Below are 18,287 nucleotides of genomic sequence, written 5' to 3'. Positions count from 1 at the left end.
ATTGACAAAAAAGCTTTGTAAAATGGGCAAAAAATTTGACAAGTACCCGGCCAAAAATAAATCTCCGTGTAACCAAAAAAACAAATACACAATAAGCATCTTTCTGAAAAAAATTAACAAATTATAAAAAAATAACAAGCCAATTTAAAATAAAATATAGAAAAAAGATAATTATCTGATTTTTTATGTCAATTTAGTGTATAATTTAATTTAATTTTTCTAGTTTGCTCCTTATCTAATTGGACCAATCTAATTGATTTGTATTAAAAAAATCTGGAATAACAAAAAGAAGCGGGGTAAAATGATGAAAAAAAATATCTCCAAACCTGATTTTACTAAGGCATTCAAAATATTTTTAAGTTTTGGTACTTTATCTCTGGCCATTTCTGGAATTACTTTGATTGGAATAAAAAATCGCGATAAAACCGAGCACTTTAATGTACCAATAACCCATTCAGACCAGCAAACTGAAAAACTTTTAGATCAAATCAACTATTTATCAATAGGTGATTCAATTTCTGCTGGTTTTAATTGGGATTATTCTGTTGACCTCCGCGGAAAAATTGATGAAAATAACAAAATTAATGGTCTATCATATCCTGCTTTTTTTGCTAGTTTTATTCAAAAAATAAAACCAAATGCACTTAAATCCTTTGATAATTTGGCTTTGTCTTGAACAACAATTAGCGATTGACTTTATTTACTTAATCCTGAAAATCAATTCTATAAAAATTCTGATAAGACGCATTTTAATTTTAATTATCATTTAGACAAAAAATTAGACTCACCATATGGTCAGCAAATTCGTGACGTTTTTGGTGATTTTAATTTAAATAGCTACCCAAAACTATATCAAAAAATTAAAAATTCTAATTTGCTAACTCTTTCATTAGGTGCAAATGATTTAATGGAATCCATTGATTTTCGCACGATTGCTAAGCCGATGCAAAAACTTGCTTCAAAAGGTGAAGCAAGTTTTGAATTTACCCAAAACATTGAAATTGCAAACCAAAAAATTTACAGAAATTTACAATTACTAATTCATCGTTTGCGAGAAATCAATCCTGATTTACAAATAGTTTTAGTTGGCTATAATTCTTTGTCTTCAAAAATTATTAAATTTTTTGAAAAAATGCTCACAAACGAAATTGGCGTTCCAGAAAATTATGCTGATTCAGTAATAAAACGTTTGAATTCAACAATCAAAAAAGCCGCAAAAACCCAAAAAGTAAACTATGTTGATTTATACAACGAATCAATTTGACAAGAAAAAAGTTCTGAATTTAGTACAAATGACTTAGATATTCACCCATCAACTAAGGGTTATAAAAAAATGGCCCAGGATTTATTGTTTAAATTAGCTTTTGAACAAAACCTAGAATTCAAAAACGAAGCCAATACTAAATTAAACTGAGACGAAAATTATGTCCAAAAAGACGCTAATTATTACCGTCGAATTCTAAATTTAGGTCAAAATTCAAAAATTTTGAAGGCTTTAACAGTTGACAATTCACCTGAAAAATTTATTTCAGAAAATTCTGAAATTGAAGAATTAACAACTAAAAATGTTAAAAAAGCAACAAAATCACCGATAGAAAATTTTATAAACGTTATACTAAATAATAATTTTGGTGCGTTTTTAAGCCGTTTTGTTCAGTTAGCTGTTCAAAATAATTCAAGCGTACAAAAAGTTTTGACTGATTTTTGACAACAAAACCAAAATTCAGGGGCTTCTTTCTCCGAAATTTTGCAAAAAATTTACTCAAGTGGATTTTTTAGCAAAATTATCAACCGTTTTCAGACTTATGTTCAAGATGTAACTAATAACAAAAATTGAGAAAAAGCAACAATTTCTGGCCTTGTTAATTATATTTTTGCTGATTTTGACGAAAAACAAATAATTGATGTTTTAAATACTGTTGTAACTTCTGAATTTGCAGATAAAAATCCTGAAAAAATTAAAGAATTAATTTTTTCATCCATTTTTGGCCAAACAATAATCCAAGATTTGCTAATAAATAACATTATCAAAATCGACCTTAAAAATAAAGAAGACTTAAAAGTTGTCTTTACTTTTGACTCAATAAGAAAATTATTTTCTAAAATAATTACTGACTACCATCTTCGCTCAAGTGAATATAAGAATTCACAGAATTTTCACGAAATAATTCGAACTTATTTAGAAAATCCTGATAATGACAATGATAATGTCATTTTTATTCGAAATTTTATCTCTGAAACACTAAAACATCATGAATCTGTTAAATTATTAGTATCGATTATTAACGATAATTTTGAGTTTAATTTGAACGAGGCAGATCAGAGTGCGATTGTTAATCTTTTAGTTTCAATTGCCGATGTTGTTGTTCGCACTAATGTTTGGGCTAAATTAAATGATCAATCAGCCAAAAATTTCTTAGGTGTAATTAAAGGAATCAAAACTACTGATATTGCTGAAAATATTGCTTCAATTTTTTCAGAGCAAATTTACACAAATTATTCATCTTTTTTAAAGATTCCAAAAATTTACTTGATTTATTTCACGAACTTCTAAGTTTTGATTTGAGCCAAAACCAAATTGATTCACTAAAAAAATTACTCAATAAATTCTACCCAATTTTAACAAAATTTGACATAACTAATTTTATTGATGATTCAGACCCTAATTATGCTAGTTTTTCATTCTTTTTTGACTCAGCTAAAGATTTTTTGGCTTCAAATTCATTTAAACCACTTGCTGACATTGTAAATCAAGCAATTAACGATTTTTTAGTAAATAAAAGCACATATCAGCAAATTGACAGCTTAAATCGTTTTGGTTTTCAGTTTTTAGCTAATAATTTGCCAAAACTTGAGGAAAATATCTACGAATTTATCGCTAGAAATGTAGAAAACGGGGATTTTTTAACCAATCTTACTAGTTTAATTTCAAATTCATTAAGTTCACAAGGATTAAATGAAAAATCAATCGAGACTTTTACATCAATAATTAAACTAATTTTCCAAGATTTTCGAGATAAATATCTACTTTGAAAAGAAGACCAAACAAGCCCAACTGATAATTTAATTTTTACCTTTGTAAAGGCCGCTTTAGAAAATTTTAAAGCTTTTACTAAGGAAAATTTTGACGAATATAATTCAGTAAAATTGCGTTTTGAAGAAGCTGAAAAACAACAAAAAGCAGTTGAAATTGCACAATATTCTCACAAAATGGCTTCACTTGATGAAACATTATCCTTTCAAAATTTTTCATCATACTTTTTAAATAATTTTTTTAGTCAAGAAACAATTTACAAACTTTTAAAAAATCTTGCAAGTCTTGATTTTAAAAATAAAATCTCAGATGATAATTTAGTTTTATTTTTCAAAAATCTTTTTGGACAATCATTTTTACACAAACAACTTCTTGAAAAATTAAACCAAAATAGTTTTTTTAGCAAGCCTAAAATCAAAAATTCACTTTTAAGCATTTTAACAAACTTTTTTGAATCAAAGGAAGTTGAGAAATTACTTTCAGAACTTATTAAGTATTTTTTTGACCAAAAGAAATTTGACTCACACCCAAACTTTAATTCACTAGTTGAAAATTTTCTCAAAGAAAACACCCCACTAATTGAGGAAGTTTTTGGACTTTTTTTAGGAGACTCTTCAACTTGAAATTCAATTTCTGAATTTTTAAAAATAATTTTGCAAGAATATAACTTAAAATTGTCAGAAAAATCAGTTCAGACAATTTTGGATTTAGTTCGTGATATTTTTTCAAAATTAAGAGATTCAACTTTAGATTTTAATGATCAAACAAAAACTCGTTCCACACTAATAATAAAAGCATTAATTTCAATCATATTTGATGCAATTTCAGGTAATTCTACCCCTAAAAAATCAGTTATTGAGACTTTATTTGACAGTTTTAGTGTGGATATTGCGAATAATTATTATTCAACAGACCAAACAAATACTTTAGATAATAAAGAAAATCAAGGAAAAATTTCACAAGATAGTATTTCAACTTTGATTTCTGAAATTATTAGTAGCGATCCAATTTCTGAACAAATTCGTGCAGGTCTAAAAAATGTTCCGTCATACTATCTTGACAATATTCTTCCAATTTTTGATTGATTTTTAAAATCGGATGAAATAAAAGATTTGTTTAATTCCTACTTTAAAATAGTAGCAAAAGCACAAATCCAAAAACCATTAGATAATTTTTCATTAATTAAAACATTATTTGAAAAACAATATTTTAATAAAATTATTGGTGATTTTATTGTTAAATTAGACGAAAAAAATGAGACTTTAATTGATAATTTTGGAAAACTAGCGGGAAAAATATTTGAAACTCAATTCGAAAAAACTGAATTTCAGCCACTTTTTAAATTAGTTAAAGAAATAATACAGAACAATATTGATAATTTTTACAAAAATGAAAGTGATCCAAAGGAACTTTTCATTCCAGAAGCCGCCACTGTTAATGTAAGTCAGGATTTTTCCGAACCACTAGCAAATACTCAACTTTTTAATGATACTAGCAGCACTGATGAATCCCAAAATTCTTCAGTATCACCAACTTCTAGTGAAATAACCTCGCTCAATTCCGAGGCAAATTATACAAAAGAAAATGCATTACTTACAAAGTTTATTTCAATTTTAGGCAAGTTCACTAGCGGTGATTTTTCAGTTTCAGATTTAAATTTGCTTTTAGAATCTGAAATTGCAAAAGAAGAATTTATTGTTGAACTTATTAAACAAGTTGCATCAGTTTATAATAAAATTCAAGAGTCTGATAAAAATGATCTTTGAAAAGTTATAACTAAAATTTTTCAATCTAAGTTTTTTAAAGAAAAAATTAATTCCTTAGCTATTGGTGATGTAAGTAGTTTTTCACTGTTTGCCAATTTGTCAGAAGCAAAAAGACAGGAAATTGAGCCATTACTCAAAGAATTGTTATTGCAATTTTTACCAAATTCTGCAAATAAAGTTTTAATTTTTAGACTTTTGAACTATATAAATAAAAATCAAATGATTTTTAAAGATGTAAAAACTTTTTCTTCTCTTTTGGCTAATTTTCTAAATGATAAACCATCAACCCAAAACAACCAAAGTCAGGACCAATCTGAAGTACAAAATAATAGTGAATTTTTAAAATCATATTTATGATACGCGGTGCATTTTTTAGTAAAAAATGACAAATTTTCTGATTTAGTGATTGACGTAATTGCTTCATATTTAAAGCTAAATTTAGATGATAATAAGGATTATAGTTCTAAAATTGAAAATCCAAGAGACATACTAAAAAAATTTTTAACAGAATTTATTGGCCTAGGTCTTGAAAATCCGCTTATTTCTGGCATTTTGGATCAAATTGTTGATTCAATTAAAAATTCAGACACTAGCCAACAAGCAAAAAGTTTTTTTGAAACCTTGTTTAATAAATTAGACCTTTCAAAAGTTCTCAATCTTGATTTAGTTGTCAAAATTGAACCAAAAATTGGCGATTCTACTCAACCAACCTCGCAAACAGAAACACAAAACTTGATAAATGAGACAAATTTATCAATAAAAACACCAAAAGGACGAAAAATATCGACACAGTTGTTTGCCGAATTTTTTGATACACTTTTCCTCACCTCACCAAAATGAAATTCCGCAAATAAAGATAGCAACTCTCCAATTCTCAATGAATTAAATAACATAAAATACACCGGAATTTCATTGAAGGAAGTTTTTGGATCTAGTGGAAATGGTGGATCTAGTGGAAATGGTGAATCTGGTGGAAAAGATTCTCAATTAGACGCAATTTCAAAGTTATTTCACAAAATATGGTATTCTGAAAAAACAAAGGCAAAAATATCAATTGATAACTTTAAGAACACTCCAAAAGGAAGATTTCTTTATAGATTAGTGTTAATTCTTCTTTTTTACACATATGAATCAAGAATTTCTCAGCAATGATCTTGAATTCGATCTTCAGCATTTTACGGTGGTCTTTTGTCTTCCTATACTGCATCTGAAGTAATCCGTGCATCGTTACAAAGTGGCGAACAATCTGATAAAAACAATACAAAAGATGATGATTATAAAACTTTCATCGACAAAATAATAGGTAATCCTGCCAAATCCACAAGTTGGTGAGGAACAACTTGATATAAATCTTCCGATGTAAAATTAAATGATATGCTAACAATGATTTATTATAATTTAGAAGGTAATCGATTTTCTCATGATACCGGGCAACCTAAATTAAGAGACCAAGTTTTACAACAAATTCATGATGGAACTTATCCTGAAAATTATGAAAATCCAACTAAACCAAGATAAATTTTGTTTGATTTATAGTTAATTTTAGGCAATAAATAATTCATCTTTTAGTTAATTTGGATGAATTGATTCTTAATTAATCAAGATTTTGCTAGCTAGTGTTTTGCAACTTTTAAGCACTCGACTCATAAATTCTTCCTATGATAAAAGTAATTATTTTAAAAATTTAAAAAAATTTTATTATAAAAAAGTTTCTTTATTTACTTATTTAAGGAATTCCTTTCTTTTTTTTTTTTTTTTTGTTAAAATTTTTTATAGAATACATAGGAGGAAAGGTGACGAAAAGTACAATCACTAAAAAATTACTAACTAAAAAAAATATTTTTCTTTTAGGTCTAAGCACTCTTGCTGGTGGAGCGATTATTGCCGTTCCGCTAGTTGTTTTTGCAAATTTAGAACTAAAAAACCCGCGAATTGATGTGCAAAACCAAGCAAAATCAATTTCTTTCATTAGTATAAAGGATAAATATTTAAATGCTAATTCAGACTATTTAGATCTAAAAAAGAAACTTTTGAACGACGATAATACCAAAAAAACTGACATTGATTTAACAGATTTTTTTGATTTTTACCAGACAAATAACTCTAGCATTCCCGTTAATTTTTCAACCGATCATAATTGAAAACCTTTCAAACTAGAAATTTTTGATATCAAACCTGATGATAATGAGCAAACATTTGAGGTTTTTTGGCGAGTTTCACAAAAATTAGCCGATGGTAAAACAGCAACTTCTGACTTATTTAAACAAAAAGTTGCCTATAATTTTGTTCCAGATTATTCACTTTCTAATTTTTCAACTTATTCAGAAGAAAAGCTCAAGAAATTAAGACCTTACACAAATAGTGAGGTTAATTTTTCATTTAAAAAAGAATTAACAAAGTTAATTTCAGTTGAAGATTTTCAAAAAGAAGTTAATAGCGCAAAAAACGACACTGAAGCTAGAGAAATTATTAGCAAATATTTCAACCTTGATGAGACAATTTCACAAATTTTTAGTAATAAAAGCTTTTACTTTGAGTCTGACAGTGGTATTCAAAAACCTCGCTATGATATAAATTTGGTAAAAGATCAAATTATAACTGATCGATATTTAGTAAAAACAGCAGCGCCTGGGATTTATAAATTGACCTTTGTTGCCCAGTTTTCTTCTGATTTTTCAAAGGAAATTGCCGCTGATTTTAACAAAGATTCCAAATTTTTCCTTACTACTCAACTCAATTTAAGTAATTCTTTCCTTGATAAGTCAATTAGTGATGATATTGTTTTAAGTGAATTTTCTGACAGTGATTATTTTGCAATAAATAATTTTAGTCAAAATAATTCAACTTTAGTTACAGGATGAGATTTTCTAAATTATTATAATAATGAAATTTTTGCAACCAAAGAAAAACGTGCCGATTTTCTTAATTCACTTATTGGAAAAATTGTAAAAACACCACTAATATCAAAAATTAGATTCCAAAACAATCTAGCAAATTTAAATTTTAACCAAATTTCAAAATTTTTAGATCTTCAAATAAAACTAGACACTGATCAAGTTAATCTAGATTTTAAAGATAACAATGTTGTTGCCCAAATTAATGGTGATATTGTTATAAAAGATAAAAGAAATGATAAAATTGTCGCTACAAAAAAATTTTCTCAAAGTATTAAAAATTTTGAAATATTAGCTCAAAATGATCCTGATTTTGCAGCTTTAGTTGACAAAAGCGGTTTGGTTATTGAACCAAAAACCCAAGCGCCAACAAATCCAATAGGAATTCCAAAAGAGGAATTATTGGCACTAATTCAGACAAATAATTTCGATAAATTAAAAAAAGTTCTTCAAAATTCTCGTTATTATGGTTTTAGATTTGACGAAACTCAACTAAAATCAATGGTTGACAGTTATAATTTACCAACTGTTGAAGACTTAATTAAAAATTCAAATGTTGATGATGCCGCCTCAAAAGGTATAACATCAATTTATTCTAATTATTTTAATAGTGACGAGAAAATTTCACAATTTTTGTCATTTTTATCAAAACAAGATGTTAGTTTTGTTGCAAAATATTGGTTTGATTATCTTAAACATTTTGGATTAATAGATTCTAAAACAAACTGACCAGAAGATTCTAATAGTAATGAATTATTTAAAAAATTAAGTGGAATTACAATTAAGCCTACAAAACAACCACGCGGTCAAATTGATGAAGAAGGTGAGCTAAAAGTTTGACTTTTTTCATTTAACTATGGCTTTTTAGATTTAAACAAACCTCTTCAAAATGGTTTTTATATCAGTGATGAGCTTAAAAATACTCTTAATTTGATGAAAACAAATTCATCTTTTAGTCCTGAATATTTTATAAAACAGATCGAATTACAATTACAATCAAATCAAATCACTCAACCTAATTTTTCAAGCACAGAAGGTAAAAATAATATTGAAAATCTAACTGATTTTCTTGCAGCTTTTTATTCATTAGCTTATTCAAAACAAAAGAGTCAAAAACTTTTTACTGGTAATTTTGGTAAGGATTTTAATTACAAAATTCAATTTAGCCTGGAACCTAATTTAACAAATGTTGATGCTTTAGAAAAACCAAAAGACGAAAATTTAAAAATAAAATATTGATATAATATCGGTCCAGTTGATAAAAACGGTGATCTAGCTAGCGTTATTTATCAAACAAAAAAATCAGAAATTGAACTAAAAATCAATCCTGATAACAAACTTTTAAGTGATGAGGTTGATAAATTAGATGAAATTGCCTCAACTTTTTCACCAAATTCACATATAGTTTTCTTAAATAAACAAGATCTTGAGGATTTTAAAAACCAAATTAAAGTTGCCACCTCAAAATCAAAGGAAAACGAACCAGTATCTGTTGATAAAGAAGTAGAAAAACTACCTTTTACTAGTTATTTAACCTTTGAACACAAAGATTTAGATTTAGGCTATGCAATAAAAGCAAAACAAAATCAAACACAAGGCGCAGCAGATGCAACAACAATGCAAACTACTACCGACGGTGAAATTAGCGGTGTATTTGAGAAAATTACTAACCTAGGAAACCAAGTTCAATATAATTTATTTTTATATCTTTATGATAAAAAAAATCCTCAAAATTTCTCAAGTCAACCTATCCGCGTTATTATCATGCAGCATACAACTTCTCTATTATTAAAATAATAAGATTTTAAAGGAAATTATTATGAAGAAGCTTAAATTAAATCATATAATTTTTGCAATTATAGGAGTCAGTGCGGTCGTTAGTATTTCTGCCAGTGTTCCGTATTTAGTCTCCTTACAGTCAAAAAATTATAATTCAAAATTATCGCAATTTGATGACAAATTAGCTAATGCTACAAATCTAAATGTTAATTCCGAATTTAACACAACCGAATTTGACAGCTTAGTTGCTAATTTAAAACTAAAGTCAAAATTTGCTAAAAAATTAAGTGCATCTGATGCACTAAATTTGCATTTTGATAAAGCATATAATTTTGACTTAAATAATGCAATTGACTTTAGTCAAATTAGTCAAAAATATCCAGACCTAAATTTCAGGTTGGTTATTCCAAGAAGTCAATCTGAAGTAAAAATTGAGTCAAATAAAATAAAAAACCTTGCTGTTAATATTTCAAATTCTAGCAAAAGTATAAATTATACTGCAAGTTTTGATTTAGATTTTTCAGATCAAGATAAAGCCTTGAATTTTTCAGCCCAAAATTTAAGCGCATCAATTAGTCTTTTAAATCAAGATTTTTTAGAAGGAAAAACCGCAACTGAAATTGCTATTTTGTTTTATAATGAATTTAAGGAAAATTTTGAAAAAACAAAAAATTCAAGTTCAGCACTTTTTGCAACATTTTCTAAATTTGGTGGAATTTCCTTTAGTATAAATTCTGAACCGGTTTTTGTTTTTCCTTCCAATTTTGAAATAAAACCTGATTTACAAGATGAAAAATTAATGTTCACAAACATTGATGATGTTAATAATAAAATTGATTTAGCGTTAAGTTTAGTTGATAAAAAAACACAGAAAAGTAGCAAATTAACACTTAATTTTGTTGATGTACCTAAAAAGACTGATCAAAAAAAATCTTCTGAACTTTTAAAAATTTTTAAGAAAAATTATAAATTTAACTCAGCAATTTCTAAACATTTAGCACAAAACAATCTTAGTGTGTCAGAATATTTTGCTCAAAATCCTCAAAGTTTAAATCTTGAGCAGTTTAGTTCTTGATTTACTTCGAATGCAAGTTCAACTGAAACTGAAAATGAGAATAAAATATTTCTAGAAGAAATTAAAGATTTAATCCCTAATTTTAGCCCAAAAAGTGTCACTTTTTCAGTAAAAGAAAACAAAAATAATACTAAAAATTCTAATATTGTCAATGTTGGACTAAATATTGAAGGTAATTTTAGTGATGGAACCTTACTTCCTTTAGGTCTAAAACTTGGTGAAGATAATACTTATACCTTCAATTTTGAACTAGAATTTGATGCAAACAAAGAAATTTATGGTGCACATTTTGCAAACGCAATTGAGAGTTTTGACAAGCAAGGATCAGAAAATATTGACAATTTAAGCTTTGAAATCAAGAAAGATTTACCAATTACGGTTTTTGCTTCAACAATTGATGATAAAATCCAACCTTTCTTAAATAAGCCTTATGATATAAAAAATATAACAACCCAATTAGCCCCTTTTTTCGAGGCTCTTAATTTTTTTGCAACAAAAAGTAATAAAGTTAATCAGACTCAAATAACTCCAAATCCTGGTCAGACCACTGATCAGGCTACTGAACAAATCACTGAAAGTTCAGAAGCTTCTATGGCTGTTCCTGCAAATGTTAGCGCTTTAGCGACCTTATTCCAAGAAGCAACTGATACAAGTTCTTCTTCAAGTTCAGATTCAGCTCCTTCGCCAAGCCCAGGAATATCTTCTGTTCCAAGTTCAGAGCCAACTCCTCCAGCTCCAACTCCTTCAGCCCCAAATCCAGATACAACTACTTCCCCAAGTCAACAATCCTTATTAGGCGATTATCTAAGAAAACTTTTTGAAAACCTTGAAAAATCCGATTTTCCTGAAGGCACTTCTGTCTCTATTTCTGCAAATCATAAAGATGAGACCTATCAAATTAATCTTAAAATTAAAACTCCTAACGGAATTGAAAGAAATTTAACAGTTGAAGTCGATAATGTAAATAAAGAAAATAAACTTTATAAATCTTTTTCTGATAGCGTAAAAACTCACTTATTTTTAGATTGAAAAACTAATGTTGAAACAGAAGAACAATCTTTAAATGGTCAAAAACAACAAGTTGTAAAATCAATTTCAGCTATTAATAATCCAAATTTTAGGTTTAAGGTAAATTCGGCTCCTTCAAAAATATCAAAAGAAAAAGTTTATGTTGATGAACAAGAACGAGGTATTTATCTAGCAGAAGGCGGGATTTCTTTGGAGAATGATTTAAACAGTGACACTGGTCTAAAATTAGAAGACGGCACTTCCTTCTTTTACGCTTTTAAACCAAGTAAATTACCTAAGATGAATGCACTCCAATATTTTTTACTAAAAACAGGTGAAGAAGAAAAAGATTTTAACTTACTCATTGAACAGGTATGAAACTCCCAGGGCGTTTTTAAAATAGGCGCTGATTTTGCCTCACCGACTAAAGGTTTTGATCGGTACAAAACAGATGGGTTTCAAATAACATATGATGGTGTAGTTATTGTGGTTGACCTAACTAAACAGGATTGATATCAGCAAGGAAAATATCCGGAGACTGGGGTGTGAATCCAACCAAAAAATCCTCTCTCAGATTCTCATGATTTTCTTAACAATCCCGCTGCCACTATTATTTTAGGTGTGGATGTTCGAAAAAAAGCTGACAATAAATTAGTTATGAATATTAACTTTTATTCTAGTGAATCTGATGATGCTAAAAAACCGAGATTTACCTGAAGTCGCGAAATACCAGAAGGTGCAAAATTAAATTTTAAAAAAGGCTTTACTTTTGGAACCGCTAAATCACAATTTCAAAAACAAATTGACGAACAATTAGAAAAACTACCAATTTCAAGATCTGAAACTGGAATCACCTTTAAAGGTTTTGTTTTATTTGACACACCTCAAACTGAAGAAGAATATAATAAACTTTTTGAAAAATTTAGATCTGAATATGTCTAATCATAAATTTTAATCATAAAAAATCCTCGTTTTTACGAGGTTTTTTTATGATTAACCATCAAATTTAAGTCAAAACTAAAAAATCCCTAGTTTCCCAGTTTGATCAGATAATCTTAAAGAATTGTCCGGTTTTGAGCGCTTTCTTAACTTTTTTTGCAAAAGCTAATTAACTATTTTAAAACACTAGCAAAAATCAATTTATGGACTAAATAACTAAAATCATAAAAAAAAATACAACTACTATTTAAACTCAATGTAAAAAGAAAACTCGTTTTTACTTACATCGAGCCTAAAAAACATATGAAGTTTTGAAAGAACAATAACCAAAAGCCCTAAATTTTAAGATTTCTAAACGGGTAAATTTAAGGCATTCCATTATATTTAAAAACATAATGGATAATTCGCATTTTCTGATTTTTTTATGGTAAAAACATAATAAGTCCCCTTAATTCAATACAAAATTTATTAATTCATTCTTAGTTAGACTAATTATAACATAATTTTTTCTTAGGCCAAGCTAAATAAGTAGAAAAATCTCAGACAATTAGTTTTTTACCTATGATTTTGATTGCACCACTTTTGTTAATTTTTTCTAGCATGTTCATTTTAAAAAATTTGGACAAATAATTTACCTCATATAATAGCTTGGAGTTTTTATATGATAAGCAACTTTGAGGCCTTTCATAGTTATACCAATCAATAAATTCACTTATTTTTTGATAAGCAATAGCTACATTTTCAAAATTTTCGCCCTCAATATTAAGCAATTCTCATTGAAAAACTGCATAAAAATATTCAATAGGTCTGTTTGCAAGGGCATTGCCTTTTGGTGACATTGATTGTTGGATATTGTTTTGTTTTAAAAAATTAGCAAATTTGTAGTTCGCATATTCCACGCCATGATCTGAATGGAAAAATTTTGGTTTAATATTATACTTTTTGATTGTTTGTTTTACTAAGTTTATAGTTTCTTCTGAAAATCTTGTTTTAGAAATTGAAAAATTGAGCAAGTAATTGGATTTTGTTTCAATAATTGAGTGTAGGTAAAATCATTCGTTGTTAATTTTGATAAATTTAATATCAGCAAATCATTTTTCACCAAAATTTTCTGAGCTAAATTCACCTTTGATATGATCTTCAGTCCAAATTCGTGTAAACTTTTTCTCTTTTGGTGCCGGTTTTCCTTGCTTTTTATAAGCAATTGATTTTAATCCTAAAAATTCGTAGTGTTTTTGAAACACATACGTGCTTACATAATTTCCTGATTTATGTAAATATTATATAGGATGTCGCGGCCTTTTACCTTTCGATATAAATAGAAATTTTCACGAATTCACTCAAGTAAGTCTTCATCATAAATCATTTTCTTTGGTGGTTTTTTCACCCTTATTTTCTCATAAATAGAAGTGCGATTAACGTTAAAAACGCTACAAATTCTAGTGCAATTTTCGATTTTATCTTTATCTTTATCTTTCTCTTGTTCTTGTTTTAATTTTTTGAGCTCCTCAAGAATAATTGCGGGGTCAATTCCGGATCTTTTAAGAACCCTCTCCACTATTTCTTGATAAATTCCACGATCATTTTCGGAAAGATCGTTAATTGTATATTTCTTTTTGGTTTGCGTGGAGATTTGATTTTTTCCACGAGTACTAATTAAACTTTTCATATCATTATTATAAAACTTTTTTTGCCAATTTCTTATCAAATTATTAGCGTATATATGCAACATTCATTCTTTATCCGCTTTTTTACTTTTAGATTTGTTTTTGTAAATTTCTCTAAATTCTTCTGCAAAATCCAAAATTGCATTTTTTAGCCCTTTAGATTCGGCAATTTTAATGTATTTAAATTTGTCTTCAACTGTAAATTTGTATTGTTTCATTTTAACACACCTTTTTGAATGTGTCTGAAATTAATATATTAACTTATTTCTTAGGCCAAGCATTTTTTTTTTTTTGTAAAAGCTTAAATTTAAAATAATAAAAATTAAGATTTTACCGTAAAAAACCGGATTTACCGGTATTTTTGCATATTAATATTCACTAAAAAATGAATTTTTGCCATCAAACAGGGAAACTCGTGACTAAAAAATTTATACTATAACTATTTTAAAAATTCATATTCAAATAAAATAGGAGCAATTTCTTCAAGATAATATTTTTTAAGCTTCTGTTTGATAGCCTCGATATTTCCGTTTAATTCTGGATAATCGTAAATATATTTATTTGATTTTGTGCTGCCTATTAGTGTTTTTGTGTTTAGTTCTTCAATAATTTGGTATAAGCCATATTTAAAATCAGACCGATAATTGCTAGTTTTGCTTGCCGAGTCAAGAATCCTAAACCACAAATTTTCAATTTCTAATTCTTCGTCAGTACGCTGATAATTTTTTAGTGTATTTAGAGCTAATGTTAGTGTTTTATCTAAATTATCAAGGCTTAATTCGTTTAAATAAATTTTGTCTTTATTTCTGGGATCCTCAAGACTTCGAATATGATTTAAATTTGTTAAGGAAACAAAAAATAAATTTTTAAGTAAAAATTGTTTTAGTTCTGTGCGGGTCTCGAGATCTGATAAAAAACGATGAAAGCCATCGCCAGTTTTTGCTAGATAATTTTTTGATCAGTCATTATCGATTGTTTTATAAATAGCGGTGCTAAAAGCAAGAAGACCGACAAGAAAATTATTTTTGTTAATTCAAAACCCATTTTCATTGTAAGCTTTAGCTCGTATTAAAGCACTTGAGGCAAAATGAAGTGAAAAACTTGTTGTTTGAATATAACCGATAAAATTTGGATCATCTAAATTTCTCGGCACTCCTCTTAGACTTTTTCCTGATTTTTTTGTAAAAAGTCCGTTATAATCACATGCAAGTCCCAAATCTGGGTCTACCTTTTGGGGATCTGATTTTTTGTATTTATAAATACTTTGGCTAAGTAAGGTATGAACTTTTTTTATTTTTGCTTTATTAATATAAATAAGTTCGTCAGTTATTGTATCAATGTCAAATACCTCAACTTCGATTTGGACAAAGTCTTCTTTTTCAAATTTTCACCAAATACAAGAGACAAAATCTTGACCTGCGTGAAAATGTTTTCTGTTAAAACCAAACCTACCACCAATTTTTCGACTAACAGCATTTTGTCATTTAAAATATTTTACTGGACTAAAGACAATAAGAGCATCACCACTTTGTCGAATATAATATTTAAAAGCCGATCAAATAAAATAATTTGCAAGTTCATTAAATTCACTACGTTTGAGTTTGCTCTCTTCTTTGATTTTTTGAACCACATAATAGTTTTTTCAACTTTCACGGGATTCTTTTGCTGTTTTAATTTTTTGCTGTTCTAATGAAGTTGGCTCAACATAAGGCGGATTTTCAAAAACAATTATTGAACATTTAGGATTATTAATATATTTCAGTAGTGTTTCATTTTTAATATATTCTTCGCCGAGGGCATTAGCTCCATTTACAAAACCTTGCTGAAAAGTGTTATCATTTTCAATTGGAGGAATGATATGTCTTACTTTATCTCCTAATAGTTCAACTAAAACTTTATACTCATAGTACTCGTAAGTCGAGACAATAACATGCGATAATTCTTCGTCTGTTAGTCATTTTTCTAAATTTCCTGTGCCAGCACAGCGATCTAAAATTATATAGTCATTTCCTTCAGGAACCTCAGAAATTGCCGCTCTGAGTAATTCATAAGCTTTAATTACATAGGGTTTTGGCGTATAAAAGGCTCCTAAATTTTTTTGCTGGATTTTTGTATTTAACTGATCCATTAAGTATTCAAAACGAACATTTGAATCTTTTTTATAAGGATTTATATATTTAGCAAAAATATTAGGATCACGAATTTCACCTAGTGTTCTAGTTTTTCCGGTATTATCACCGATAAAATCTTGTTTAGTTTTTCCAGGATTTTCGCTAAAAAATTTATTAGCTCATCCCACTATACAGTTTTCATCGATATTTATTTTTGTGTAGTGTTTTTCTTTGAGCAGAGCTATTAATTCTTCTTGATGTGCATGCAAATTTAGATTTAATTTTTTTGGTTGTTTATCTGTATGAAAGTCAGAATTATTAATGCTTGCAGCACCGATATAGACTTTTTCAATGTGGTCTAAAAAGTCGCTGGAATTATAAATATATGCTTGTTTTTTACTAAATGTACTAAATGAAATTAAAAGAATATTCTTAGGAACCGGAATTCCTTTAATTCTCATTCTTGATAAATATTTTATTGTCTGAAATAAAACGGCATTTAAATTATTAATTTTTACCTTAAATTCCAGAATATTTCCGTTAATAATTCCGTCTGTATAATTATTTTGGATTTGATCAATTGAAAGATTTTTATCAACTCTTGGAAGATATGTTTTATAAAATTCTAATTGAAGAGCAAGTTCACCTTGCTCTCTCTCTCTCTCTCTCTCTCTCTTAAAATGTCTTTGGTATTTTCCATAAGTTCCTTAATTATAAATATGTTTTTTTATTTTTAATATTAAAAAAATGAAATGTTTCAAGACCATTAATTGTGATCATCTATTTTACCATTTAGATTTTTTCATGAGTGTTCATAATTTTGTGTTTTAAATTTTTATGGATTTTTCAAATAGAAATCTAATTTAATTTTAAATTATTTAACCTATTAGGGAAAGAAATTTCTAATTGTTTTTTAATTATGTCTCAATTTCCTACTTGTTTTTGTCATTTTTTAGATGCATTTTGGAGCGTTAAATAAGTTATTTTTGAAAGGTCATCCACACTTTGAATTTCGCCATTTGTTTCTGTATTTTGCCTAATTAATTTAATCACTGATTTAATTGGATTTGTTGTATAAATTGCTTGCCTCAATTCATTTGGATATTTAAAAAATGTCGTTAATTCAGCGAAATTTTCATACCATGACTTGATAATTGAAGGATATTTTTGCTCTCATTTTTTCGCAAATTCATTAAGATTTTGCATTGCAGATTCTTGATTAGTCGCCTGATAAATACTTTTCATATCAGAGGCAAAGTCTTTTTTGTCCTTGTAAGAAACTTTTAAAAGCGAGTTTCTAACTTGCTGAACAACACATTTTTGAATATCTGTTTGCGGGAAAACTGCTTCAATTGCTTGACTAATTCCGCTTAGATTATCGCTAGGAATTATTAGGACATCTTCCAGCCCGCGAGTTTTTAGTTCGCTAAGAATATCAAGTCAATTACTTGCTGATTCGCTATTTTTAATCCAAAATCCTAGTGCTTTTTTATAGCCCTGCCAATCAATTGCAAGAATAAGATAAAGTGATTTTTTGACAAAAACACCGTTTTCTTCAACATCAAAAAACATCCCATCGATGTACAAAATTGGATAGAAATTCTCAATTTTTTGCGATTTTCACTTTTCAATTTCAGGTAATACTTTGTCAATAACTGAGGAAATTCAAGCGATACTTACTTCTTTTTCATAGATAATTTTTATTGCGTTAGCAATATTTTGATATGGTAACCCTGATGCAAAAAGCGAAATTACTTGCTCTTCGATATGACCTAAATTTTTGCTTTGGCTGCTTTTTTCATAGTCTAAATGTTGGTTTAATTCCACTTTTGATAGTTCTTGAATAAAAGCTTCAAACATATGCGAAATTTTGTTGCGAGAATCTTCTTTTTTGTATTCTTCAGAATCAACGTATTTTTTAGCAAATTTTTCAATTTCTAACTCAAATGGGGATAATTGTTTTTGCTTTTTTTTCATATTTTAGTCCCTTATGATAAATTTTATCAAAACAGAT

General features: G+C 27.8%; 8 protein-coding genes. 4 read left to right on the top strand and 4 right to left on the bottom strand.

Annotated features, from left to right (window positions below; genetic code table 4):
- Window positions 1-304 precede the first annotated feature (304 nt).
- From PWA39_RS02670 to PWA39_RS02655, 4 genes are all read left to right on the top strand, one after another.
- A complete protein-coding gene (locus PWA39_RS02670; RefSeq protein WP_274827429.1) occupies window positions 305-2,554 on the top strand; it encodes an SGNH/GDSL hydrolase family protein in 2,250 nt (749 codons plus the stop codon).
- Window positions 2,555-2,562: 8 nt separating this feature from the next.
- Window positions 2,563-6,318 (top strand): hypothetical protein, encoded by a 3,756-nt coding sequence (locus PWA39_RS02665; protein WP_274827428.1) that lies wholly within the window; start codon window positions 2,563-2,565, stop codon window positions 6,316-6,318.
- 275 nt (window positions 6,319-6,593) lie between these two features.
- Complete coding sequence (locus PWA39_RS02660) at window positions 6,594-9,491, top strand: P97 family adhesin (RefSeq protein ID WP_274827427.1); 2,898 nt, start codon at window positions 6,594-6,596, stop codon at window positions 9,489-9,491.
- A 22-nt stretch (window positions 9,492-9,513) separates the two neighbouring features.
- Window positions 9,514-12,498 carry a P110/LppT family adhesin N-terminal domain gene (locus PWA39_RS02655; protein WP_274827426.1) on the top strand — a complete coding sequence of 995 codons (2,985 nt, stop codon included), beginning with the start codon at window positions 9,514-9,516 and terminating at the stop codon, window positions 12,496-12,498.
- Window positions 12,499-12,983: 485 nt separating this feature from the next.
- Here PWA39_RS02655 and PWA39_RS02650 read toward each other — a convergent pair whose 3' ends face one another.
- From PWA39_RS02650 to PWA39_RS02635, 4 genes are all read right to left on the bottom strand, one after another.
- Complete coding sequence (locus PWA39_RS02650) at window positions 12,984-13,739, bottom strand: DDE-type integrase/transposase/recombinase (protein WP_274827425.1); 756 nt, start codon at window positions 13,737-13,739, stop codon at window positions 12,984-12,986.
- 8 nt (window positions 13,740-13,747) lie between these two features.
- Window positions 13,748-14,380: a hypothetical protein gene (locus PWA39_RS02645; protein WP_274827424.1), complete on the bottom strand. Its 633-nt coding sequence runs from the start codon at window positions 14,378-14,380 to the stop codon at window positions 13,748-13,750.
- A gap of 221 nt (window positions 14,381-14,601) precedes the next feature.
- Window positions 14,602-16,734 carry a hypothetical protein gene (locus PWA39_RS02640; RefSeq protein ID WP_274827423.1) on the bottom strand — a complete coding sequence of 711 codons (2,133 nt, stop codon included), beginning with the start codon at window positions 16,732-16,734 and terminating at the stop codon, window positions 14,602-14,604.
- Window positions 16,735-17,131: 397 nt separating this feature from the next.
- Window positions 17,132-18,250 (bottom strand): IS256 family transposase, encoded by a 1,119-nt coding sequence (locus PWA39_RS02635; RefSeq protein ID WP_069099517.1) that lies wholly within the window; start codon window positions 18,248-18,250, stop codon window positions 17,132-17,134.
- Window positions 18,251-18,287: the final 37 nt, after the last annotated feature.

It is taken from the genome of Mesomycoplasma ovipneumoniae ATCC 29419, assembly GCF_028885435.1.
In the GTDB taxonomy this organism is placed as follows: domain Bacteria; phylum Bacillota_I; class Bacilli_A; order Mycoplasmatales; family Metamycoplasmataceae; genus Mesomycoplasma; species Mesomycoplasma ovipneumoniae.
This window is presented reverse-complemented; position numbering and strand designations above follow the sequence as displayed.